Origin of the sequence: Isoptericola sp. NPDC056605 (assembly GCF_042792795.1) — a bacterium.
Lineage (GTDB): Bacteria > Actinomycetota > Actinomycetes > Actinomycetales > Cellulomonadaceae > Isoptericola.
Window position 1 is genome coordinate 17112 of record NZ_JBHTVT010000007.1, and the last position, 21148, is coordinate 38259.

Here is a 21148-nt window from a genome sequence, read left to right on the forward strand (position 1 = left end):
AGGGGGTCAGCGCAGCCTGGCGGCGAGGGCCGCGGCCTCGTCGTGGTCGAGCGCGCGGTCCACGAGCGCGGCCACGACGCCCGTCTCGACGGTGCCGCCCGCTGGCACGACGAGCGGCGTGTCCCAGGCGAGCGCGGGCCCCGCGCCGGGGTACTCCGCGGCGCGCAGGAACCAGGGGCGCGGCGGCGACGTCTGCGCCAGCAGCAGCGTCGTCGGGCGGTCCTCGGCGTAGGGGTCGTGGTGCTGCTGGACGTACGCGACCCAGGGCGAGGTGCTGCCGTGGGCCAGCGCCTCGCCCTCGCCGTCGGCCGACAGCACGACCGTGCTCTGCGACATCGGCGCGCGCCAGAAGACGCCGCCGTACCCGGCGCCCGGGCGCCCGTTGGTGGCCGGCGAGCGGATCTCCAGCGGCTGGTACGACGCGTGCAGCGTGGTGCGCCAGTCGAGCACCCACGTGCCGTCGTCGAGGAGGCGGGCGCCGAGCCGGCGCTGCTCGTCCAGCAGGGGGTTGCCGTGCTCGTCGTCCCAGCGCACCGCGTCGTGCAGCACGTGGGGCGCGAGCGGGTCGACCTCCGCGCGCGTGCTCACCTGGCGGCCGTGGTTGGGCAGCAGGGTGGGTCCGACGTCGGCCACGAACGTGCGGCCGCCCCAGAAGCTCGTGCCGTTGACGTCGGGCACCGCCACGCTCACGCCGTAGTGGTGCCGGTGGTCCACCGGCTCGGACTCGGTGAGGGCCACGCCCGCCAGGGAGTGCACCGGGTGCAGGTACGGGCGCGGGGAGTGGATGGCCGGCAGCCGCTCGCCGTCGACGTAACGCGCCAGGGGCACCCGGTCGCGCGTGTGCCGCAGCACGATCTCGCGCGGCTCCACGGACCACGTCGGGCCCGGGTCGACGACGTCGGCCTCGGGCGCCGCGGCGGGCTCGGGCTCCGCGACGACGGCCCGGGCGATGCCGCGCGGCGCCGGGCCGGTGCTGGAGCGGGCCTCGAGGCGGGCGGTGAACCGGGTGGTGGTGGCCGCGTGCGCGTCGTCGTCGATGACGGCGTGCAGCTCGCGCCACGCCTGGCGGCCCAGCTCGGCCTGGGGCACGGACACGGTGGTCAGGCCGGGCGTCGCGTACCGGGCGAGGTCGATGTCGTCGTAGCCGGCCACCGAGATGTCGCCGGGCACGGCGACGCCCGCCTCGTTGAGCGCGGCCAGGAGGCCGAACGCCACCAGGTCGTTGTAGGCGACGACGGCGGTGGCGCGGCTCGCGAGCACCTCGCCCGCGGCGGCGTGGCCGGACGCCAGGTCGGCACCCACGGGGAGCTCGACGATCTCGAGGTCCGGGTGGCGGTCGCGGGCGGTGGCGAGCCCGGCGCGCCGGGCGACGTCGGTCGCGGCGGCCCGCGGGCCGGCGAGATAGGCGAGGCGGCGGTGCCCGAGGCCGACGAGGTGCTCGACGACCTGGACGGTGGCGTCCTCGTAGTCGATGACCAGGCTGGGGGTGGCGGGGTGCTCGACCGCGCGGTTGATCACCGCCGCCGGCGTCACGAGGGGGAGCAGCGCGTCGAGCGCGGTGCCGGGCATGCGCGGCGCGACCAGGATGAGCGCGTCGCAGCGCATGCGCGCCTCGCGGGCGATGGCCGCCTCCTCCGAGGGGTCCTCGGCGGCGTCGGCGACGAGCACGCGGTAGCCGTCCTCCGCGGCGGCGGAGGTCACGCCGCGCAGGATCTGCTGGAACACCGGGTTGCCCAGGTCGGGCACGACGAGGGCGACGGTCTCCGTGCGCCCGAGGGACAGGCTGCGCGCCACGTTGCTGGGGCGGTAGTTGAGGTCGATCGCCGCCTCCTGCACGCGCGCGGCGATGGCGGGGTCGACGGTGCTGCGACCGTTCATCACGCGGGAGACCGTGGCGCGCGAGACGCCTGCGGCGGCGGCGACGTCCGCGATGGTGACGGACGGGCGCCGGACGTTCAGCTCAGGCATCGATGCCTCCTCGTGCTCACGAGCCGACGGTACACCATTGGAAACCGGTTCCTCTCGTGGTACGTTCCCGAGAAGCAACCGGTTTCCAGGAGGAGCGGGTTCCTGGACACCTCGGATCGACGAAGATCAGGAGGCCGGCGATGACGCCCACCAGCACGCCGATCGGCAGCGGGACCGGCGGGGTGCCGCGATGGCGGTGATCCAGGAGGTCGCGCGCGCCCGAGGTGCCGCCCGGGAGCGGCGCAAGGGGGACGGCAAGGCCGCGGCGCTCTTCCTCGCCCCGTGGTTCGTCGGGCTGGTCCTCGTCACGGCGTTCCCGCTCGTCGCGTCCCTGTACCTCTCCTTCACGGACTACAGCCTGCTCGAGGCCCCGGGCTGGATCGGGCTCGAGAACTACACGGCGATGTTCTCCGACCCGCGGTTCTTCCAGGCGCTCAAGGTCACGTTCACCTACGTGCTCGTCTCGGTGCCGCTGCAGCTCGCCGCCGCGCTCGCCCTCGCCATGGTGCTCGACAAGGGCCTGCGCGGCCTCGCGTTCTACCGGTCCGTGTACTACCTGCCGTCGCTGCTCGGCGGCAGCGTCGCCATCGCCATCCTGTGGCGCCAGGTGTTCGGGGCCGACGGCCTCGTGAACCAGGTCCTCGGGTTCTTCGGGATCGAGGGGGTCGGCTGGGTGTCGCACCCCGACTACGCGCTCGGCACCCTCATGATCCTCAACGTCTGGACGTTCGGCGCGCCGATGATCATCTTCCTGGCGGGGCTGCGGCAGATCCCGGCGATGTACTACGAGGCCGCGTCGATCGACGGCGCCGGCCGCTGGCGCCGGTTCCGCAGCATCACGGTGCCGCTGCTCACGCCGATCATCTTCTTCAACCTGGTGCTGCAGCTCATCGGGGCGTTCCAGTCGTTCACGCAGGCGTTCATCGTCAGCGGGGGCACGGGCGGGCCGGTCGACTCCACGCTCTTCTACACGCTGTACCTCTACGAGAAGGGCTTCAGCTCCTACCAGATGGGGTACGCGTCCGCGATGGCGTGGTTCCTGCTGCTCGTCGTGGCGGGGATGACCGCCGTGAACTTCCTCGCCTCCAAGTTCTGGGTCTTCTACGATGACTGACGCTCCCGCGCGGACCGAGCCGCGCCCCGGGTCGCACCCCACGGGTCCCCGTCCCACGCTCTCCGAGGTGGCGGCGACCTACCCCGAGCGGCGTCCGCCCCGCGGCCGCGCCTGGGCCGCCGTCCGCCGCGTGCTGCGGCACGTCGCGCTGATCGCCTTCGGGCTGGTCATGCTCTACCCGCTGCTGTGGATGCTGGCGAGCTCGTTCAAGCCGACCGAGCTCATCTTCCGCGAGCCCGGGCTGATCCCCACCGAGTGGGACCTCGGCAACTACACGGATGGCTGGAACGCCCTGCTGGACCCGTTCAGCCACTACCTGCTGAACTCGGCGATCGTCGTGCTCGGCTCGGTGCTGGGCAACCTGGTCTCGTGCTCGATGGCGGCCTACGCGTTCGCCCGGCTGAAGTTCCGGGGCCGCAACCTGTGGTTCGCGATCATGCTCATGTCGATCATGCTGCCGATCCACGTGATCATCGTGCCGCAGTACATCCTGTTCTCGTCGCTGTCGTGGATCAACACGTTCCTGCCGCTGATCGTGCCGAAGCTGCTGGCCACGGACGCGTTCTTCGTATTCCTCATGGTGCAGTTCTTCCGCGGCATCCCGAAGGACCTCGACGAGGCGGCCCGCCTCGACGGCTGCGGGCACGTGCGCATCTACCTGCGGATCATGCTGCCGCTGTCGTTGCCGGCGCTCGCCACCACCGCGATCTTCACGTTCATCTGGACGTGGAACGACTTCTTCAGCCAGCTCATCTTCCTGACGAAGCCGGACATGTACACCGTGCCCATCGCGCTGCGGACCTTCGTGGACGCCACGAGCAACAGCTCGTGGGGGCCCTTGTTCGCGATGTCGATCGTCTCCCTGATCCCCGTGTTCCTCGTCTTCCTGTTCGGCCAGAAGTACCTCGTCAAGGGCATCGCCACCACCGGCATCAAGTAGTTCGCACCCGTCGTTCGAAGGAGAACCTCATGCGAGTCACAGCCACCCGGGCCCCGCGGCGCCGCGGTGTCGCGCTCGTCGCGCTCACCGCGGCGGGGGCTCTCGCCCTCACCGCCTGCTCCGGCGACTCCGGCGCCCTGCCGTCCGACGAGGACGACGGCGGCGACGGGAACGTCGAGATCCGCTTCGCGTGGTGGGGGTCGGACGACCGGCACAAGACCACGCAGCAGATCATCGACCTGTTCGAGGAGAAGAACCCCGGCATCACCGTCGTGCCGGACTACACCGACTGGGACGGCTACTGGGACAAGCTCGCCACGGCCACGGCGGGCGGCGACACCCCGGACGTCATCACCCAGGAGGAGCGGTACCTGTCCGACTATGCGTCGCGCGGCGTCATCGGCGAGCTGAGCGGCGTCGACACGTCCGAGATCCCCGAGGACATCCTCAGCACGGGGGAGGTCGACGGCAAGCTCGTCGGGATCCCGACGGGCGTCAACGCGTACGCGATGGTCGCCGACCCGCAGATCTTCGCCGACGCCGGCGTCGAGATGCCCGACGACACGACCTGGACCTGGGACGAGTACGTCGACATCGCCGGGCAGGTCGCGAAGGGCGCGGGCGACGGCGTCTGGGGCGCGCAGGACTACGGCTTCAACGAGGCCGGGCTCAACGTGCTGGCACGGCAGAAGGGCGAGACCCTCTACGACGCGGACGGCACGCTGGGCGTCTCGAAGGAGACGGTCGCGGAGTTCTTCCAGACGTCGCTGGACCTCATGGCGAACGGCGGCCAGCCCGACGCGTCGAGGTCGGTGGAGTACCAGAACGCCGGGCCGGAGGGCTCGCTGCTCGGCACCAACGCCGGCGCGATGGGCGTGTGGTGGTCCAACCAGCTCGGCGCGCTCTCCGACGCGTCCGGCCACGAGCTGGAGCTGCTCCGCCTGCCCGGCGAGTCGGAGTTCGAGCGCACCGGCATGTACTTCAAGCCGGCCATGTACTACTCGGTCTCCGCGAAGACGGAGCACCCCGAGGAGTCGGCGAAGCTCGTGGACTTCCTGCTCAACGACCCGGAGGTCGCCGAGCTGCAGCTCACCGACCGCGGCCTGCCGGCCAACCTGACGGTGCGCGAGGGGGTCCTGCCCGAGCTGACGGCCGCGGACCAGAAGGTCGCGGACTTCATGGCGGCCCTGGAGCCCGAGATCGTCGACAACCCGGCCGTGCCGCCGAGCGGCGCGAACGAGATCCAGGACATCATGATCCGGATCAACACCGAGGTGCTGTTCGAGCGCATGACGCCCGACGAGGCGGCCGACGCCTTCCTCCAGGACGTGGGCGCGGCGATCGGCGGCTGACGGCTCTCGCGCCGAGCGTGCTGACCTGATTCCTCCACGGTTCGCTCGGGGATCGGGTCAGCACGCTCGATCGCGTCCACCGGAGGGTCAGGAGGGGTCGACGACGCGCGCGACGACGGCGCAGCGGTCGTCGCCCGGCGCGGCGCCGGTGGCGGCGCGCACGAGCAGGTGGCGCAGGGCCGTGCGCTCGGTGTCGTCCAGCCCGGCGAGCAGCTCGTCCTCGGCGGTCCGCACGCGGGCGTCGAGGTCGGCGAGGACGGCACGGCCGTGGTCGGTCACGACGATCCGGCGCGCGCGGCGGTCGGCCGGGTCGGGCTGCCTCTCGACCAGCCCGCAGCCGGCCAGCTCGTCGAGGAGGTACGTCATCACGGTGCGGTCGATGCCGAGCCGGGCGGCGAGCGCCGCCTGGGTGGGCGGGGCGTCGTGGGTGACGGCGGCGAGGACCTCGTAGCCGCGGCCCCCGTGCGGGACGTCGGCGCAGGCGGCCGCGACGCGGGCGCTCCACTCGCGCAGCAGCGCGGCGAGGGACCAGCCCAGCGGGGACGGGGCGTCCGCGCTGGTGGCGGTCTCCGCGGTGCTGCGGGTCGTGTCGGCGGTGGTGCTCACCGTGCCATGGTAAGCGGAATGTGCGGCGCGGCAGAAGAGTTGCCGCTGATATCGTCTGTACGACAGACGATCTCCCGGACGACGGGAGCGGTCCTCCCGCGAAAGGTCCCGCATGACGGACTACGGCCACGACCTGGTCTTCGGCACGTTCCTCACCCCCACGAACCGCGACCCGCAGCAGCCGGTGCGGCTCGCGCAGGCCACGGAGGCGGCCGGGCTCGACCTGGTGACGTTCCAGGACCACCCGTACCAGCCGGGCTTCCTCGACACGTGGACCCTGCTGTCCTGGGTGGCCGCGCAGACCGAGCGGGTGACCGTCGCGGGCAACGTGCTCAACCTGCCGCTGCGGCCGCCCGCCGTGCTCGCGCGCGCCGTCGCGTCGCTCGACCTGCTGTCCGGGGGCCGCACCGCGCTCGGCCTCGGCGCCGGCGGGTTCTGGGACCCGATCGTCGCGATGGGCGGCACGCGCCTCACCCCCGGCGAGTCCGTCGACGCCCTCGACGAGGCGCTCGACATCATCCGCGGGATCTGGGACGGGCGGGAGCGCCGCTCGTTGCGGGTCGACGGCACCCACCACCGCGTCGCCGGCGCCAAGCGCGGTCCCGAGCCGGCCCACGACGTCCCGATCTGGCTCGGCGCGCTCAAGCCCCGCATGCTGCGGCTGATCGCCCGCAAGGCCGACGGCTGGCTTCCCTCGCTCGCGTACCTCAAGGACGGCGACCTGCAGCGCGGGCACGCGATCATCGACGAGGCCGCCGCGGAGGCGGGGCGCCACCCGGCCGAGATCCGGCGCCTGCTCAACGTGCAGGGCGCCGTCACCGCGCAGTCGCAGGGCTTCCTCCAGGGCCCGGTGGAGCAGTGGGTCGACGAGCTGGCGACGCTCGCGCTCGAGGACGGCATCGGCACCGTGATCCTTGCCGCCGACGACCCCACCCTCATCCAGGTGTACGGCCAGGAGGTCGCGCCGGCGGTGCGCGAGCTGGTGGCGCGCGAGCGTGCGTCGTCGGGCACGACGCCCGCCGCCACGCAGCGCGGCGCGCGGGCGATCGCGCTGCGCCGGCCCGGCATCGACTACGCGGCGGTGCCCGCGGCGCTCGCGGCCTCCGCCGTCGAGCCCGGCGACCGTGCGTACGACGGCGTGCGGCACAACTACCTGCGCTCCGGGGCGCCCGGCCTCGTCCTGCGTCCCCGCGACACCGCGCAGGTGGCCGAGGCCGTGCGGTTCGCGCGGTCGCAGGACGTGCCGCTGGGCGTGCGGTCCGGCGGGCACGGCATCAGCGGCCGGTCGACCAACGACGGCGGGATCGTCGTCGACCTGGGCGCGCTGGACCAGGTCGAGGTGGTCGACGAGGCCGCCCGGCGCGTGCGGGTCGGCGTCGGCGCGACGTGGGGTCGTGTCGCCGAGGTGCTCGCGCCCCGAGGCTGGGCGATCAGCTCCGGCGACTCGGGTGGCGTGGGCGTCGGCGGGCTGGCCACCGCGGGCGGCGTCGGCTTCCTCGGACGCCTGTACGGGCTGACGATCGACCACGTCGTCGCGGCGGAGGTCGTCACGGCCGACGGGCGCGTGGTGCGCGCGTCCGCCGACGAGCACCCCGACCTGTTCTGGGGGCTGCGCGGCGCGGGCGGCAACCTGGGCGTCGTCACGTGGGTGGAGATCGAGGCGATGGCGCTGGGGGACCAGGGCGCCGTCGTGTTCTCGCAGATGACGCTCGACGCGACCGACGTCGCGGGCACCCTCGAGCGGTGGGGCGCCGTCGTCGAGTCCGCGCCGCGCGAGCTGACGAGCTTCCTCATCCTCTCGCCCGGCCGTCGGGGGCGGCTCGCCGACGGCAGCGACGACCAGGGCCCGGTCGCCCAGCTCATGACCGTCTGGGCGGGCGACGACACGGACGCCGCCGTCGAGCAGCTCGAGCGGCTCGCCGGCGCCGGGCCGCTGCTGGGCCACCAGGCGTACCTGCTGCCCTACGCGGGCGTCGTGCAGGCGGGGGAGAAGCACCACCAGGGCGGCGGCGACCCCGCCGTGCGCTCCGGGCTGGTGGCGCACCTGGACACCGCGACCGCCCGCGCGTTCGAGAAGCTCGCGCTGTCGGGGGAGGCGTACTTCCTGCAGGTCCGCGCCACCGGCGGCGCCGCGAACGACGTCGAGGAGGGCGCGACGGCGTACGCGCACCGGCACCAGAACTTCCTGCTGTCGGCGATGTCGTCGTCGCAGGCCAGGCTCGACGCCGTGTGGGACGACGTGATGGCGCCGTACACCGACGGGCTGTACCTGTCGTTCGACACGGACACCCGGCCCGAGCGGATCACGGACGCCTTCCCGGAGCCCACGCTGACCCGCCTGCGCGAGGTGAAGCGCGACTGGGACCCGGAGAACGTGTTCCGTGCGAACTTCCCGGTGCCGCCCGCCGAGTGATCGCACCGCGCGACGCGTCGGCCGGGTGCGCGAGGATGGGGCCATGCCTCTCGCACCTCGGTACCTGGCCGACGACGCCCGCTACGAGTCGATGACCTACCGCCGCACCGGCCGCTCCGGCCTCGACCTGCCCGCCCTGTCGCTGGGCCTGTGGCACAACTTCGGCGACGTGAACCCCTTCGACAACCAGCGCGCCATCCTGCGCCGCGCGTTCGACCTGGGCATCACGCACTTCGACCTCGCGAACAACTACGGCCCGCCCTACGGCTCGGCCGAGGAGAACTTCGGCCGGCACCTGGCCAAGGACCTCGCTCCCTATCGCGACGAGCTCGTCATCTCCACGAAGGCCGGCTACGACATGTGGCCCGGCCCGTACGGTGACCACGGCTCCCGCAAGTACCTGCTCTCGTCGCTCGACCAGTCCCTGACGCGCATGGGCCTGGACCACGTGGACGTCTTCTACCACCACCGCCCGGACCCCTCGACGCCGCTCACCGAGACCATGGGCGCCCTCGCGTCCGCCGTCCAGCAGGGCAAGGCGACGTACGTCGGCGTCTCGAACTACTCGCCGTCGCGCACGCGCGAGGCGGCGCAGGTGCTCGCCGACCTCGGCGTGCCGCTGCTCATCCACCAGCCCAGCTACTCGATGTTCAACCGGCACGTGGAGATCGCCGACCGCGACGACGCCTACGACGGCCACCAGAGCGAGTCGCTGCTCGACGTCGTCGAGGACCTGGGCGTCGGCACGATCGTCTTCTCCCCGCTGGCGCAGGGCCTGCTGACCGGGCGGTACCTGGGCGGTTCGGCGCCGGAGGGCTCGCGCGCCGCCCGCAGCGACTCGCCGTTCCTGTCGTCGTCGAACCTCACGGACACGTACCTCGACCGCGCGCGGGCCCTCGCCGCGATCGCCGAGGGTCGCGGCCAGACGCTCGCGCAGCTCGCCCTCTCGTGGGTGCTGCGCGACGCGCGCGTGACGTCGGCGCTCATCGGCGCCTCGTCGGTGGCGCAGCTCGAGGACAACGTGGCCGCGCTGTCCGCGCCGGCGCTCACCGACGACGAGATCGCGGCCATCGAGCCGCACGCCGTGGACGGCACCGGCCGCTGAGCCTTCGTCGCCACCGACCGGGAGGAGGAGCGCCGATGGTGGTCTGCTGGTTCGTCGGGCTGACGACGCTCGACGTGGTGCACCGGGCGTCGGGACGCCCGGGCGCGAACGAGAAGGTCACCGCGACGCGGCAGGACGTCGCGGCCGGCGGCCCGGCGGCCAACGCTGCCGTGACGGCGGCCGCGCTCGAGGCGCACGCGATCCTGGTCAGCGCGCTCGGCGCCGGGCCGATCGCCCAGGCGGTGCGCGCGGACCTCGACGACCGCGAGGTGCAGGTGCACGACGTCGCGGGCCCGGACGAGGAGTTCCCCGTCGCGGTCTCGGCGGTGCTCGTCGACGACGCGACGGGGGAGCGCTCCGTGGTCTCGCCCGACGCGGCGCTGGTCGCGGTGCGCGCGCCGCGGCCCGACGCCCTCGCGGGGCTCCCCCGACCGGACGTCGTCCTCGTCGACGGCCACCACCCCGCGATCGCCCGGGCCGTGCTCGCGCACGTCGACGAGCTGCGTCCCCGGCCGCTGATCGTGGTGGACGGCGGCCGGTGGCGGCCCGTGTTCGCCGACCTGCTGCCGGCGGCGGACGTCGCCGCCCTCAGCGCGGACTTCACCGTGCCGGCGGACGTCGCGCCCGGCGCGGCCGACGCCGCGCACGGCGCGCTGCTGCTGGGGGCGCGGTCCGTGGTGGTCACCCACGGCGGGGACCCGGTGACCTGGGCGCTGCCGCGCCGGCGCGACGACGGCGCCGTCGTGGTCGGCGAGCACGGCACCGTGCCCGTGCCCCGGGTCGACGTGCAGGACACCCTCGGCGCGGGCGACGCGTTCCACGGCGCGCTGGCCGTGGCGGTCGCCCGCGGGGCCGGGCTGCAGGACGCCTGCGCCGCCGCCGTGCGCGTCGCGAGCGTCCGGGTGCGGAAGGTCGGGCCGCGTGCCTGGCTCGCGCACCTCCCCGAGCTGTCAGAGCCACGTGCAGGTTCTGCTGCTCCTGGCCCTGACAGCTCGCGGGACGAGGGGTGACGACGGTCGGGGCGACGACGGCGGAGCTCGTCGCGCGCGCCCGGCGGCTGGCGGTGCCCGGCGAGCGGCGCGTCCTCGGGATCGTCGGCCCGCCGGGGGCGGGGAAGTCGACGCTCGCGCGGGCGATCGTCGAGGCGCTCGGCCCGGCGCTGGCCGTCGAGGTCGGGATGGACGGGTACCACCTGTCGAACGCCGTCCTGGCCGACCTCGGCCGCGGCGACCGCAAGGGCGCGGTCGACACGTTCGACGACGCCGGGTACGCGGCGTTGGTCGCCCGCCTCGCCGACGCGCGTCCCGGCGACGCGCCCGTCTACGCTCCGGTCTTCCGCCGCGAGATCGAGGAGCCCGTGGCGGCGGGGGTCGCCGTGCCGGCCGACGTGCCGCTGGTCGTGACGGAGGGCAACTACCTGCTCGCGCCCACCGGCGCGTGGCCCGCCGCCCGGGCCCGCATGACCGAGGTCTGGTACCTCGACGTGCCCGACGTCGTCCGCCTCGCGCGCCTCGAGGACCGGCACCACGCCTTCGGCAAGAGCCGCGACGACGCCCGCCGCTGGGCGAACGGCTCCGACCAGCGCAACGCCGAGCTGATCGAGGCCACGCGCGACGGCGCCGACGTCGTCGTGCGGTGGGCCGGGTGACGACGTCAGCCCGGTCCCGCGCGGCCCGGAGAACGTCGCGCCGACGAGGCTCCGGTCGGCAGCCCGTGGCCCACGAGGCACGGGTGAGAGGGCGTGCCTGGGCGGGCGTCGTGGCGGTGGCCGGAGGGCTGGCGGTGTCCGGCTGTTCGGCCGACGTGGCCGGTGCCTGGTCGGGCTACGAGGAGCAGTGCGCGGCGGCACAGCACGAGTACGGCGACCGCCTGGTCGAGGAGGCCGCGGCCCTCGTCGACGCGCTCGGGGGGAGCACCGAGGGCGAGTTCTGGTGCGACGACTCCGCGGGCCCGCCCGGCTCGGTCGACGTCGAGCTGGAGGTCGTCGGGGACCTCGCCGACCTCGAGGATCGCGTGGAGTCCGCCGGGTGGACCCTGACCTCGCGCGTCGCGGGATCCGCGGAGAACGGACTGGGCGCCGGCACCCAGGAGCTGGAGTTCACCCAGGACGTCGACCCGGGCATCCGTCTGGGCCTCGTCTGGGCGGCGCCGGGCGTGCGTCCCGAGGGCTGGATCAGCCGCACCGGCTGATCGCGAGCAGGCGCAGGCCCGGCTCAGAGGGCGCGCCGCGCGGCCTCGATGAGCGGGCGGATGCGGTAGGGGATCAGCTCGCCCATGGACAGCGACGTCTCGGTGCGCTCCACGCCGTCGATGGCGAGGATGGCGGCGTCGATGCGGAACAGGTGGTCGGTGTCCCGGCACACGACGTGCACGCGCAGGTCGGCGGCGCCGCTGTGCCCGTACGCCTGCACGACCTCGGGGATCTCGGCCAGCCGGTCGACGATGGCGGGCAGCTCGCGCTGGCGCACGGTGACCTCGAGGAACGCGGTCAGCGGGTGTCCCAGCGCGGCGGGGTTGATGCGGCGGTCGAAGTCGAGAAAGGCGCCCGACTCCTCGAGCCGGGTCAGCCGTGCGTGCACGGTGTTCCGGGACAGGCGCAGGCGCTCCGCGAGGGCGGCGATGGTGGCCCGCGGGTCGTCGGCGAGCGCCGTCAGCAGGCTCAGGTCCACGGCGTCGTAGCTGCGCACATCGACCAGCCTAACGGGGTCGGCCTGAGCACTCTGCTCAACGTGTCGCGGGGTGCTGGTCGCACTCTGTGAGCGGCGTTACGTTCGCGGTATCCGGCGCTCGACGCGGAGCGGCCGGCGACACACGAGGTGAGGCGACGATGCCCAGCACCATGGGTTCGACGTCCCGCGACGACCTGTCACGAGCGGGTGGAGCGCGGACGGAGACGGCGTCCGGTACGACGGACGAGGCATATGCAGACGGCACGGTCCGGCTGCTCGACGAGAAGGGCGTGCGACACCCGGACCCGGCGCTCGACCGCTGGCTGACGGACGTCGACGCGGGCACGGACGAGGCCCGGTCGGCGCTGCTGGCGCTGTACGAGGACATGGTCGTGGCGCGGCGCATCGACGCCGAGGCGACGGCGCTGCAGCGGCAGGGCGAGCTCGCGCTGTGGCCGCCGCTGCAGGGTCAGGAGGCGGCCCAGGTGGGCTCCGCCACGGCGCTGCGCGGCGACGACTTCGTGTTCTCCAGCTACCGGGAGCACGCGGTGGCCCGCAAGCGCGGCGTCGCGCCGGTCGACCTGCTGCGCGTGTGGCGCGGGATCACGGCGTCGGGCTGGGACCCGTACGCGGTGAACATGGCGACGCCGCAGGTCATCATCGGTGCGCAGGCCCTGCACGGCGTGGGCTACGCGCTGGGGATCCAGGCGGACGTCGAGCGCGGCGCCGTGGAGGTGGGCGGCGACGGCACGGCCGCCGTCGTGGCGTACGTCGGCGACGGCGCGATGAGCCAGGGCGACGTCAACGAGGCGTTCGTCTTCGCGGCGACCTGGCAGGTGCCGCTGGTGCTGTTCTGCCAGAACAACCAGTGGGCGATCTCCGAGCCGGTGTCCCTGCAGTCGGGCGTGCCGCTCGTCCGCCGGGCCGACGGCTTCGGCGTCCCGGGCGTGCGCGTGGACGGCAACGACGTGCTCGCCGTCCTCGCCGTGACGCGCGAGGCGCTGCACCGCGCCCGCACCGGCGGCGGCCCCACGTTCGTCGAGGCGGTCACCTACCGGATGGGACCGCACACCACCGCCGACGACCCCACCCGCTACCGCGACCCGGCCGAGCTGGACGTCTGGGCCGAGCGCGACCCCGTCGCCCGGCTCGCCGCGTACCTGCGGGCGGGCGGCCTGCTCGACGACGGCGACGAGGCGCGGGTGCGCGCGGCGGCCGACGCCGTCGCCGCCGAGCTGCGGGCCGGCGTCGTCGCCCTGGAGGACCCGCCGCCGCTGAGCGTCTTCGACCACGTGTACGCCGAGCCCCACCCGACGGTGGCGGCCGAGCGCGCCGAGCACGCGGCGTACCTGGCGGGCTTCGCCGACACGACCACCGGCACGACCACCGGCACGATCACCGGGACGACGAGCGGCGAGGGGGCCGACCGATGACCGCCCAGACGCTCACCCTGGCCAAGGCGCTCGGCGCCGGGCTGCGCCGCGCGATGACCGACGACCCGACCGTCATGGTGCTCGGCGAGGACATCGGCCGGCTCGGCGGCGTGTACCGCGTGACCGACGGCCTGCAGGCGGAGTTCGGGCCGCGCCGCGTGGTGGACACGCCGCTGGCGGAGTCCGGCATCCTCGGCACCGCCGTCGGGCTGGCGTACCGCGGCTACCGGCCGGTCGTGGAGATCCAGTTCGACGGGTTCGTCTACGTGGCGTTCGACCAGATCGTCAGCCAGCTCGCCAAGATGCACGCCCGCACCAACGGCAAGGTCACGCTCCCGGTGACGATCCGCATCCCGGTGGCGGGCGGCATCGGCGCGGCAGAGCACCACTCGGAGTCGCCGGAGGCGTACTTCGTGCACACGGCCGGGCTGCGCGTGGTGTCGGTGTCGAACCCGCAGGACGCCTCGACCGTGCTGCGGCAGGCGATCGCCTGCGACGACCCGGTCGTCTTCTTCGAGCCCAAGCGGCTCTACCACGTCAAGGGCGAGGTGGACGCGGACCTGCCGCTCGACGACGCACCCCCGATGGGCGCCGCGCGGGTGGTCCGGCCTGGCGACGACGTCACGCTCGTGACGTTCGGCTCGCACGTCGCGACCGCGCTCGACGCCGCGACCGCGGCGTCCGACGAGGGCGTCTCGGTCGAGGTGATCGACCTGCGCTCGCTGTCCCCGGTCGACCACGAGACGATCGCGGCGTCCGTGCGGCGCACCGGTCGGCTCGTCGTGCTGCACGAGGGGCCGCGGCAGGCGGGCGTCGGCGCGGAGATCGCGACGTCGGTCACCGAGCGGTGCTTCGACTTCCTCGAGGCGCCGCCCGTGCGCGTCACCGGGTACGACATCCCGTACCCGCCCGCGAAGCTCGAGGGCAACCAGGTGCCGGACCTCGACCGCGTGCTCGTGGGGATCGACCGCGCGCTCGGCCGGGTGCCGGCGTCGGGCGCCGGCGTGGAGGTGGGAGCGTGATGGCGACCCGCGAGTTCAAGCTGCCCGACCTGGGCGAGGGGCTGACGGAGTCCGAGGTCGTCGAGTGGCGCGTGGCCGTGGGCGACGCCGTCGAGCTCAACCAGGTGATCGCGGAGGTGGAGACCGCCAAGGCGCTGGTCGAGCTGCCCTCGCCGTGCGCCGGCGTCGTGCGGGTGCTGCACGCCGAGGAGGGCCAGACCGTCGAGGTCGGCGAGCCGCTGGTCACCTTCGACCTGTCCGGACCAGGTGCACCGGAACCCGCGCCTGGCCCTGACAGCTCCGTGGGTCCGGCGGGGGAGGACGGGCCCGAGCCGAACCTCGTCGGGTACGGCGCGCGGCCCGCGCGCACGGGACGCCCGGCGCGACGCCGGCGGAGGGACGTGCCGGCGGCACCCGCCCTCGCCACGAACGGCGTCTCGTCCGTCTCGTCGCCGGACGGGCACATGGAGCGGCCGCGGTCGACGCCGGTCGTGCGGGCGCTGGCGCGGCAGCGCGGGATCGACCTCGCCACGATCACGGGCACCGGCCCGCACGGGCGCATCACGCGCGACGACGTCGAGTCGGCGTCGTCGGGCGCGGCGGAGGTCGAGGCACCGGCGACGACGGCGCGCGCGGCGGGCGGCGAGTCCCGCACCCCCGTGCGCGGCGTGCGCAGGCGCACGGCGGCGGCGATGGTCGCGAGCGCGGCGGCGCCGCAGGCGTCGGTGTTCCTCACCGTGGACGTCACGGCGAGCATGGAGCTGCTGGCCCGGCTCAAGACGCACCCGATGGCCGGCGGGCAGCGGATCACGGTGCTCGCGCTGGTGGCGCGCGCCGTCCTGGCGCTGCTGCCGAACCACCCGGCGCTCACCAGCCGGTGGGCGGACCTGCCGGGTGGCGAGGCGGAGATCGTGCGGCCCGCGCACGTGAACCTCGGCATCGCGGTCGCGACCGACCGCGGGCTGGTCGTGCCGCACGTCCCTGCCGCGGACACGCTGTCCCTCACCGGGCTGGCCGCCGCGCTCACCGACCTCACGACGACGGCGCGGGCGGGCCGCACCACGCCCGAGCGGCTCGTGAACGGCACGCTGACGATCACCAACGTCGGCGTCTTCGGCGTCGACGCGGGCACGCCGATCCTCAACCCGGGCGAGCCCGCCATCCTCGCCCTCGGCCAGGTGGCGCGCCGCCCGTGGGAGCACGACGGCGAGGTGGCGCTGCGCCAGGTGACCACGCTCAGCCTCACGTTCGACCACCGCGTGGTCGACGGCGAGCAGGGCGCCCGCTTCCTCGCCGAGCTCGGGGCGGTGCTCGCCGACCCGGCGCTCGTCCTCCTGCTCGGCGGCGAGCCCGCGACCGGGACGACCGACGAGAGCGAGGCCCCGTGACCGTCCTCGACTCCGCCGTCGACCCCCGCGCCGACGCCGCCCGCGCCAACGACGAAGCCCAGCGGGCGCTCGCGGACCGCCTCCGCGAGCGCACCGCCGTCGCCGCCGAGGGCGGCACCCGGCGGGCCCGCGACCAGCACACGTCGCGCGGCAAGCTGCTGCCCCGCGACCGCGTGGCCCGGCTGCTCGACGAGGGCAGCCCGTTCCTCGAGGTGGCGCCCCTGGCGGCCTTCGGGGTCGACGCCGGCCCGGGCGAGGCCGGTGAGTGGCCCGGGGCGGGCGTCATCGCCGGCATCGGGCTGGTGAGCGGGCGGCAGGTGATGGTGGTCTGCAACGACGCGACCGTCAAGGGCGGCACCTACCACCCGCTCACCGTGAAGAAGCACCTGCGGGCCCAGGAGATCGCCCTGGAGAACCGGCTGCCCTGCGTGTACCTCGTGGACTCGGGGGGCGCGTTCCTGCCGCGGCAGGACGAGGTGTTCCCCGACCGCGACCACTTCGGCCGGATCTTCTTCCACCAGGCGAAGCTGTCGGCGGCACGGATCCCGCAGATCTCCGCGGTCCTCGGCTCCTGCACGGCGGGCGGTGCGTACGTGCCCGCGATGAGCGACGAGACCGTCATCGTGCGGAACCAGGGCACGATCTTCCTCGGCGGGCCGCCGCTGGTGAAGGCGGCCATCGGCGAGGACGTCAGCGCCGAGGAGCTGGGCGGCGGGGAGCTGCACGCGCGGCGCTCCGGCGTCGTCGACCATCTCGCCGAGGACGACGAGCACGCGCTCGACCTGGTCCGCGACATCGTCGGCACGCTGCCGCCGGACCCGGAGCCCGCGTGGGACGTCGCGCCCTCCCGCGAGCCCGTCGTCGACCCCCAGGGCCTGTACGCCGCGGTCCCCGTGGACGTGCAGCAGCCCTACGACCCGCGCGAGGTGATCGCCCGGATCGTCGACGGCAGCGAGCTGCACGAGTTCAAGCCGGAGTACGGCACGACGCTCGTCACGGGGTTCGCGCGCATCCACGGCCACCCGGTCGGGGTGCTGGCCAACGCGGGCGTGCTGTTCCGCGAGTCGGCGCTCAAGGGGGCGCACTTCGTCGAGCTGTGCGACCAGCGCGGCATCCCGCTGCTGTTCCTGCAGAACATCTCGGGCTTCATGGTGGGCCGCGACGCCGAGGCGGGCGGCATCGCGAAGGACGGCGCCAAGATGGTGACGGCCGTCGCGACGACCCGCGTGCCGAAGCTCACCGTCATCGTCGGGGGCTCGTTCGGCGCGGGGAACTACGCCATGTGCGGGCGGGCGTACTCGCCCCGGTTCCTGTGGTCGTGGCCCGGGTCCCGGATCTCCGTCATGGGCGGGGCGCAGGCGTCGTCGGTGCTCGCCACCGTGAAGCGCGACCAGCTCGCGCGCCGCGGCGAGGAGTGGGACGCGGGCGAGGAGGAGTCGTTCCGCGCCCAGATCCGCGACGGCTACGAGGTGGCCGGCGACCCGTACCACGCCACGTCGCGCCTGTGGGACGACGGCATCGTGGACCCGCCCGACACCCGTCGTGTGCTCGGCCTGGCGCTGGGCGTCTGCGCCCGCACGCCGCTGCCCGCACCCGACCCGACCGAGCCCCGCTTCGGGCTCTTCCGGATGTGAGCGGGATGGGTACCCGGGAGCTTCGCACCGTGCTCGTCGCGAACCGCGGCGAGATCGCGTGCCGCGTCATCGGCACGCTGCGCCGGCTGGGGATCCGTTCCGTGGCCGTGTACTCCGACGCCGACGCGGACGCCCGGCACGTGCGGGAGGCCGACCTGGCCGTCCGCCTCGGCCCGGCGCCCGCCCCGCAGAGCTACCTCGACGTCGAGGCGGTCGTGGCGGCGGCAGTCGCGACCGGCGCCGACGCGATCCACCCCGGCTACGGCTTCCTGTCCGAGAACCCCGCCCTGGCGCGGGCGTGCGAGCGCGCCGGCATCGTCTTCGTCGGGCCGTCGGTCGAGGCGCTGGAGACCATGGCGGACAAGGCCGCGGCCAAGCGGCTCGTCGCGTCCCACGACGTCCCCGTGCTGCCCGGCACGCTCGACGACGGTCTGGACGACGCGGCCCTGGTCGCCGCGTCCGGCGACGTCGGCTTCCCGCTGCTGGTCAAGCCGGTCGCGGGCGGCGGCGGCAAGGGCATGGAGGTCGTGCGCGCGGGGGACGAGCTGCCCGGCGCGCTGGCCTCGGCCCGTCGCGTGGCCGCCGCGTCGTTCGGCGACGACGGGCTGCTCCTGGAACGGCTCGTCGAGCGGCCGCGGCACATCGAGGTGCAGGTGCTGGCCGACACGCACGGCGCCGTCGTGCACCTGGGCGAGCGCGAGTGCACCCTGCAGCGCCGCCACCAGAAGGTGGTGGAGGAGGCGCCGTCGCCCGTCGTCGACGACGCGACCCGGGCCCGGCTCGGGGAGGCCGCGTGCGCGGTGGCGCGGTCGGTGGGCTACGTGGGCGCGGGGACCGTGGAGTTCCTGGCGCCCGGCGACGACCCCGGCACGTTCTGGTTCATCGAGATGAACACCCGCCTGCAGGTGGAGCACCCCGTGACCGAGATGGTCACCGGCCTGGACCTCGTGGAGCAGCAGCTGCGCGTCGCGGCCGGGGAGCCGCTCGGCCTCCGGCAGGAGGACGTCCGGCTGGACGGGCACGCCGTCGAGGCACGCCTGTACGCGGAGCAGCCCGCGCGCGGGTTCCTCCCCGCCGCCGGGCACGTGCTCCGGTACGACGACGCCGGCGTGCCCGCCGGCCCCGGGGCGACGCCGCTGCGTCTCGACAGCGGGCTGGTGCCGGGCGCCGAGGTGACCGGCGACTACGACCCGATGCTCGCCAAGGCCGTGGCCTGGGCGCCCACGCGGGCCGAGGCGATCACGCGGCTCGACGGCCTGCTGGCCGACGTCGTCGTGCTGGGCGTCGAGACCAACGCCGGCTTCCTGCGCGACCTGCTCGCCGACGACGACGTGCGCGCCGGCCGGCTCGACACCGGCCTCATCGACCGACTCGTCCGCGCGATGCCGGACTCGAAGCCCGCCGGGGCGGACCGGGCGTCCGACGGCGCGCTGGTCGCGGCGGCGCTGCTCGCCCTGGCCCCGAGCACGGCGGGCGCGTCCGGGCCCTGGGCCGCCGTCGACGGCTGGCGGCTCAACGGCTCGCCGGCGCCGCGCCGCGCGGTGCTCGTCGACGCGGCGGGCGCGGAGCACGCCGTCGCCCTCACCAGAAGGCCCGAGGACGCCGTCGTCACCCTCGACGAGGGCGAGCCGGTGCGCGCGTGCCTGCGCCCGCTCGCCGACGGCCGCCACCTGCTCACCGTGGACGGCACCACCAGGAGCCAGGTCGGTGCCGTGAGCGGACGAACGGCCCACGACACGCCGGCCGACGGCGCCGCGACCCCGCTCACCGCGGCGCCCGCGGTGGTGTGGGTGCACGGGGACGGGCGGACGGCGTCGTTCACCGTGCTCGACCGCGCCGCGCTGGCCGCACGGCGACGCGAGGAGCGCGCGCTCGGTGCCGACGGCGACGACGGTGCGGCGGACGGCCCCACCCGTGCCGTGGTGCGCGTGGCGATGCCCGGCACGGTGTCCGCCGTGCCGGTCGCGGACGGCGACGTCGTCGCCGCCGGCCAGCCCGTCGTCGTGGTCGAGGCGATGAAGATGGAGCACCCGCTGCTCGCGCCCGTCGCCGGCGTCGTCCGCCTCGACGTGCGCGCCGGCGACCAGGTGCGCCTGGACCAGGTGGTCGCCGTCGTCGACCCACCCGTCGACCCACCCGTCGACCCACCCGTCGACCCACCCGTCGACACCCCCGAAGACCACGCTCCCGCGCCGGCAGACCCCGCCGTGGCGGCAGCACACACTCCGGCAGACCCAGCCACCCGAGGAGCGTCATGATCAGCGAGACCCAGTCCACCGTGCTCACCGACGAGCAGCGGAAGCTCAGCGCCGTGGTGCGCGAGTTCGCGGACCAGGTGGTGGCCCCCGCCGCCTACACGTACGACACCGAGCGGCGCCTGCCGGTCGAGATCATCGAGCAGATGGGCGAGCTGGGGCTGTTCGGGCTGCCGTTCCCGGTGGACGTCGGCGGGCAGGGCAAGGACTACGTGTCGCTGTGCCTCGCGGTCGAGGCGCTCGCGCGGGTGGACCAGTCGATCGCCGTGACGCTCGAGGCGGGCGTCGGGCTGGGGATCATGCCGATCTTCCGGCACGGCACCGACGAGCAGAAGCAGCGCTGGCTGCCCGACCTGGTGAACGGTCGCGCGCTCGCGGCCTTCGGCCTCACGGAGGCGGGGGCCGGGTCGGACGCCGGCGCCACGCGCACCACCGCGCGCCGGGACGAGAGCACCGGCGAGTGGGTGATCGACGGCTCCAAGCAGTTCATCACCAACTCCGGCACGTCGATCACCAGCGTCATCACGGTCACCGCGGTGACCGGCACGCGCACCGGGGCGGACGGCGCGACCCATCCCGAGCTCTCGTCGTTCCTCGTCCCCGCGGGCACGGCGGGCCTCACCGTGGGACCGAGCTACGACAAGGTCGGCTGGCACACGTCGGACACCCACCCGCTGACGCTCGACGGCGTCCGCGTCCCGGCCGGCCACCTGCTGGGCGAGCAGGGCCGCGGGTACGCGAACTTCCTGCGCGCGCTCGACGAGGGCCGGATCGCCTTCGCCGCCCTCGCGACGGGCGCCGCGCAGGGCTGTCTCGAGGAGGCGCTGCGCTACGCCAAGGAGCGGGAGGTCTTCGGCCACGCCATCGGCGGCAACCAGCACATCGCGTTCACGCTGGCGCGCATGCAGGCGCGCGTGCACTCGGCGCGGCTGTGCTGGCTGGACGCCGCGCTCAAGCAGGTGCACGGCAAGCCGTTCAAGGCGGAGGCCTCGGTGGCGAAGCTGGTGGGCGGCGAGGCCGCGATGGCCAACGCCCGCGACGCCGCGCAGATCTTCGGCGGCTACGGCTTCCTCAACGAGAACCCGGTGGCCCGGCACTACCGGGACTCCAAGGTGCTCGAGGTGGGCGAGGGCACCACGGAGGTGCAGCTCATGATCATCGCCCGCGACCTGGGGTTGGCGTCGTGAGCAGGTCCGGCGTCGAACAGGTGGTTCCGCACGTTCTGACGGCTCAGAAGGTGCAGAACCGCCTGGTCGGCAGGGAGGAAGGA

General features: G+C 74.5%; 17 protein-coding genes. 14 read left to right on the forward strand and 3 right to left on the reverse strand.

Annotated features, from left to right (window positions below; translation table 11 throughout):
- Nucleotides 1-6 precede the first annotated feature (6 nt).
- On the reverse strand, nt 7-1968 hold the full coding sequence (locus tag ACFQ8Y_RS09185; protein ID WP_430550679.1) for a DUF6807 family protein: 1962 nt from the start codon (nt 1966-1968) through the stop codon (nt 7-9).
- Nucleotides 1969-2158: 190 nt separating this feature from the next.
- Between ACFQ8Y_RS09185 and ACFQ8Y_RS09190 the strand changes: the two genes are divergently transcribed.
- From ACFQ8Y_RS09190 to ACFQ8Y_RS09200, 3 genes are read left to right on the forward strand one after another with little or no spacing between them, the layout of a single operon-like run.
- Nucleotides 2159-3082: a carbohydrate ABC transporter permease gene (locus ACFQ8Y_RS09190; RefSeq protein ID WP_430550678.1), complete on the forward strand. Its 924-nt coding sequence runs from the start codon at nt 2159-2161 to the stop codon at nt 3080-3082.
- On the forward strand, nt 3075-4022 hold the full coding sequence (locus ACFQ8Y_RS09195; protein WP_430563198.1) for a carbohydrate ABC transporter permease: 948 nt from the start codon (nt 3075-3077) through the stop codon (nt 4020-4022). Before ACFQ8Y_RS09190 ends, ACFQ8Y_RS09195 begins: the two co-directional genes overlap by 8 nt.
- A 29-nt stretch (nt 4023-4051) precedes the next feature.
- Nucleotides 4052-5374 carry an ABC transporter substrate-binding protein gene (locus ACFQ8Y_RS09200; RefSeq protein ID WP_430585272.1) on the forward strand — a complete coding sequence of 441 codons (1323 nt, stop codon included), beginning with the start codon at nt 4052-4054 and terminating at the stop codon, nt 5372-5374.
- An 87-nt stretch (nt 5375-5461) separates the two neighbouring features.
- On the opposite strand, the gene ACFQ8Y_RS09205 is transcribed toward ACFQ8Y_RS09200, so the two are convergent.
- Nucleotides 5462-5980, reverse strand: a complete 519-nt coding sequence (locus tag ACFQ8Y_RS09205; RefSeq protein WP_430585273.1) for a MarR family winged helix-turn-helix transcriptional regulator — start codon at nt 5978-5980, stop codon at nt 5462-5464.
- A gap of 112 nt (nt 5981-6092) precedes the next feature.
- On the opposite strand from ACFQ8Y_RS09205, the gene ACFQ8Y_RS09210 reads away from it, so the two are divergent.
- The 5 genes from ACFQ8Y_RS09210 to ACFQ8Y_RS09230 all read left to right on the forward strand — a co-directional run bounded on the left by ACFQ8Y_RS09210 (nt 6093) and on the right by ACFQ8Y_RS09230 (nt 11688).
- On the forward strand, nt 6093-8393 hold the full coding sequence (locus ACFQ8Y_RS09210) for an LLM class flavin-dependent oxidoreductase (protein ID WP_430585274.1): 2301 nt from the start codon (nt 6093-6095) through the stop codon (nt 8391-8393).
- Between the two features lie 43 nt (nt 8394-8436).
- Nucleotides 8437-9498 (forward strand): L-glyceraldehyde 3-phosphate reductase, encoded by a 1062-nt coding sequence (mgrA, locus tag ACFQ8Y_RS09215; RefSeq protein WP_430550673.1) that lies wholly within the window; start codon nt 8437-8439, stop codon nt 9496-9498.
- Nucleotides 9499-9533: 35 nt separating this feature from the next.
- Nucleotides 9534-10508, forward strand: coding sequence for a PfkB family carbohydrate kinase (locus tag ACFQ8Y_RS09220; protein WP_430585275.1), 975 nt, complete (start codon nt 9534-9536; stop codon nt 10506-10508).
- On the forward strand, nt 10505-11146 hold the full coding sequence (locus ACFQ8Y_RS09225; protein WP_430563203.1) for a nucleoside/nucleotide kinase family protein: 642 nt from the start codon (nt 10505-10507) through the stop codon (nt 11144-11146). The genes ACFQ8Y_RS09220 and ACFQ8Y_RS09225 overlap by 4 nt, the downstream gene beginning before the upstream one ends.
- Before the next feature lie 83 nt (nt 11147-11229).
- The gene (locus tag ACFQ8Y_RS09230) at nt 11230-11688 is read left to right on the forward strand and encodes a hypothetical protein (protein WP_430585276.1); all 459 of its coding nucleotides are present in this window, start codon (nt 11230-11232) and stop codon (nt 11686-11688) included.
- A 23-nt stretch (nt 11689-11711) separates the two neighbouring features.
- Here the strand turns inward: ACFQ8Y_RS09230 and ACFQ8Y_RS09235 are convergent, their stop codons facing one another.
- Nucleotides 11712-12185 carry an Lrp/AsnC family transcriptional regulator gene (locus tag ACFQ8Y_RS09235; RefSeq protein ID WP_430550669.1) on the reverse strand — a complete coding sequence of 158 codons (474 nt, stop codon included), beginning with the start codon at nt 12183-12185 and terminating at the stop codon, nt 11712-11714.
- Between the two features lie 140 nt (nt 12186-12325).
- Here ACFQ8Y_RS09235 and ACFQ8Y_RS09240 point away from each other — a divergent pair, with 140 nt between their 5' ends.
- The 6 genes from ACFQ8Y_RS09240 to ACFQ8Y_RS09265 are packed head-to-tail and all read left to right on the forward strand — an operon-like array spanning nt 12326 to nt 21065.
- Nucleotides 12326-13600 (forward strand): thiamine pyrophosphate-dependent dehydrogenase E1 component subunit alpha, encoded by a 1275-nt coding sequence (locus ACFQ8Y_RS09240; protein ID WP_430585277.1) that lies wholly within the window; start codon nt 12326-12328, stop codon nt 13598-13600.
- Nucleotides 13597-14622, forward strand: coding sequence for an alpha-ketoacid dehydrogenase subunit beta (locus ACFQ8Y_RS09245; protein WP_430585278.1), 1026 nt, complete (start codon nt 13597-13599; stop codon nt 14620-14622). Before ACFQ8Y_RS09240 ends, ACFQ8Y_RS09245 begins: the two co-directional genes overlap by 4 nt.
- Entirely contained in the window at nt 14622-15989 is a 1368-nt protein-coding gene (locus tag ACFQ8Y_RS09250) for a dihydrolipoamide acetyltransferase family protein (protein ID WP_430585352.1), read from the forward strand. The genes ACFQ8Y_RS09245 and ACFQ8Y_RS09250 overlap by 1 nt, the downstream gene beginning before the upstream one ends.
- Entirely contained in the window at nt 15986-17623 is a 1638-nt protein-coding gene (locus ACFQ8Y_RS09255) for a carboxyl transferase domain-containing protein (protein ID WP_430563208.1), read from the forward strand. The genes ACFQ8Y_RS09250 and ACFQ8Y_RS09255 overlap by 4 nt, the downstream gene beginning before the upstream one ends.
- A 5-nt stretch (nt 17624-17628) precedes the next feature.
- A complete protein-coding gene (locus ACFQ8Y_RS09260) occupies nt 17629-19881 on the forward strand; it encodes an acetyl/propionyl/methylcrotonyl-CoA carboxylase subunit alpha (protein WP_430585279.1) in 2253 nt (750 codons plus the stop codon).
- Nucleotides 19878-21065, forward strand: a complete 1188-nt coding sequence (locus ACFQ8Y_RS09265) for an acyl-CoA dehydrogenase family protein (RefSeq protein WP_430550663.1) — start codon at nt 19878-19880, stop codon at nt 21063-21065. Before ACFQ8Y_RS09260 ends, ACFQ8Y_RS09265 begins: the two co-directional genes overlap by 4 nt.
- Nucleotides 21066-21148: the final 83 nt, after the last annotated feature.

Excerpts from the sequence above, each read along its gene's own strand:
- mgrA (WP_430550673.1), top strand. The coding sequence starts at position 8,437 with ATGCCTCTCGCACCTCGGTACCTGGCCGACGACGCCCGCTACGAGTCG.
- ACFQ8Y_RS09185 (WP_430550679.1), bottom strand. The coding sequence starts at position 1,968 with ATGCCTGAGCTGAACGTCCGGCGCCCGTCCGTCACCATCGCGGACGTC.
- ACFQ8Y_RS09260 (WP_430585279.1), top strand. The coding sequence starts at position 17,629 with ATGGGTACCCGGGAGCTTCGCACCGTGCTCGTCGCGAACCGCGGCGAG.
- ACFQ8Y_RS09240 (WP_430585277.1), top strand. The coding sequence starts at position 12,326 with ATGCCCAGCACCATGGGTTCGACGTCCCGCGACGACCTGTCACGAGCG.
- ACFQ8Y_RS09245 (WP_430585278.1), top strand. The coding sequence starts at position 13,597 with ATGACCGCCCAGACGCTCACCCTGGCCAAGGCGCTCGGCGCCGGGCTG.
- ACFQ8Y_RS09195 (WP_430563198.1), top strand. The coding sequence starts at position 3,075 with ATGACTGACGCTCCCGCGCGGACCGAGCCGCGCCCCGGGTCGCACCCC.
- ACFQ8Y_RS09220 (WP_430585275.1), top strand. The coding sequence starts at position 9,534 with ATGGTGGTCTGCTGGTTCGTCGGGCTGACGACGCTCGACGTGGTGCAC.
- ACFQ8Y_RS09265 (WP_430550663.1), top strand. The coding sequence starts at position 19,878 with ATGATCAGCGAGACCCAGTCCACCGTGCTCACCGACGAGCAGCGGAAG.
- ACFQ8Y_RS09250 (WP_430585352.1), top strand. The coding sequence starts at position 14,622 with ATGGCGACCCGCGAGTTCAAGCTGCCCGACCTGGGCGAGGGGCTGACG.
- ACFQ8Y_RS09210 (WP_430585274.1), top strand. The coding sequence starts at position 6,093 with ATGACGGACTACGGCCACGACCTGGTCTTCGGCACGTTCCTCACCCCC.
- ACFQ8Y_RS09200 (WP_430585272.1), top strand. The coding sequence starts at position 4,052 with ATGCGAGTCACAGCCACCCGGGCCCCGCGGCGCCGCGGTGTCGCGCTC.
- ACFQ8Y_RS09190 (WP_430550678.1), top strand. The coding sequence starts at position 2,159 with ATGGCGGTGATCCAGGAGGTCGCGCGCGCCCGAGGTGCCGCCCGGGAG.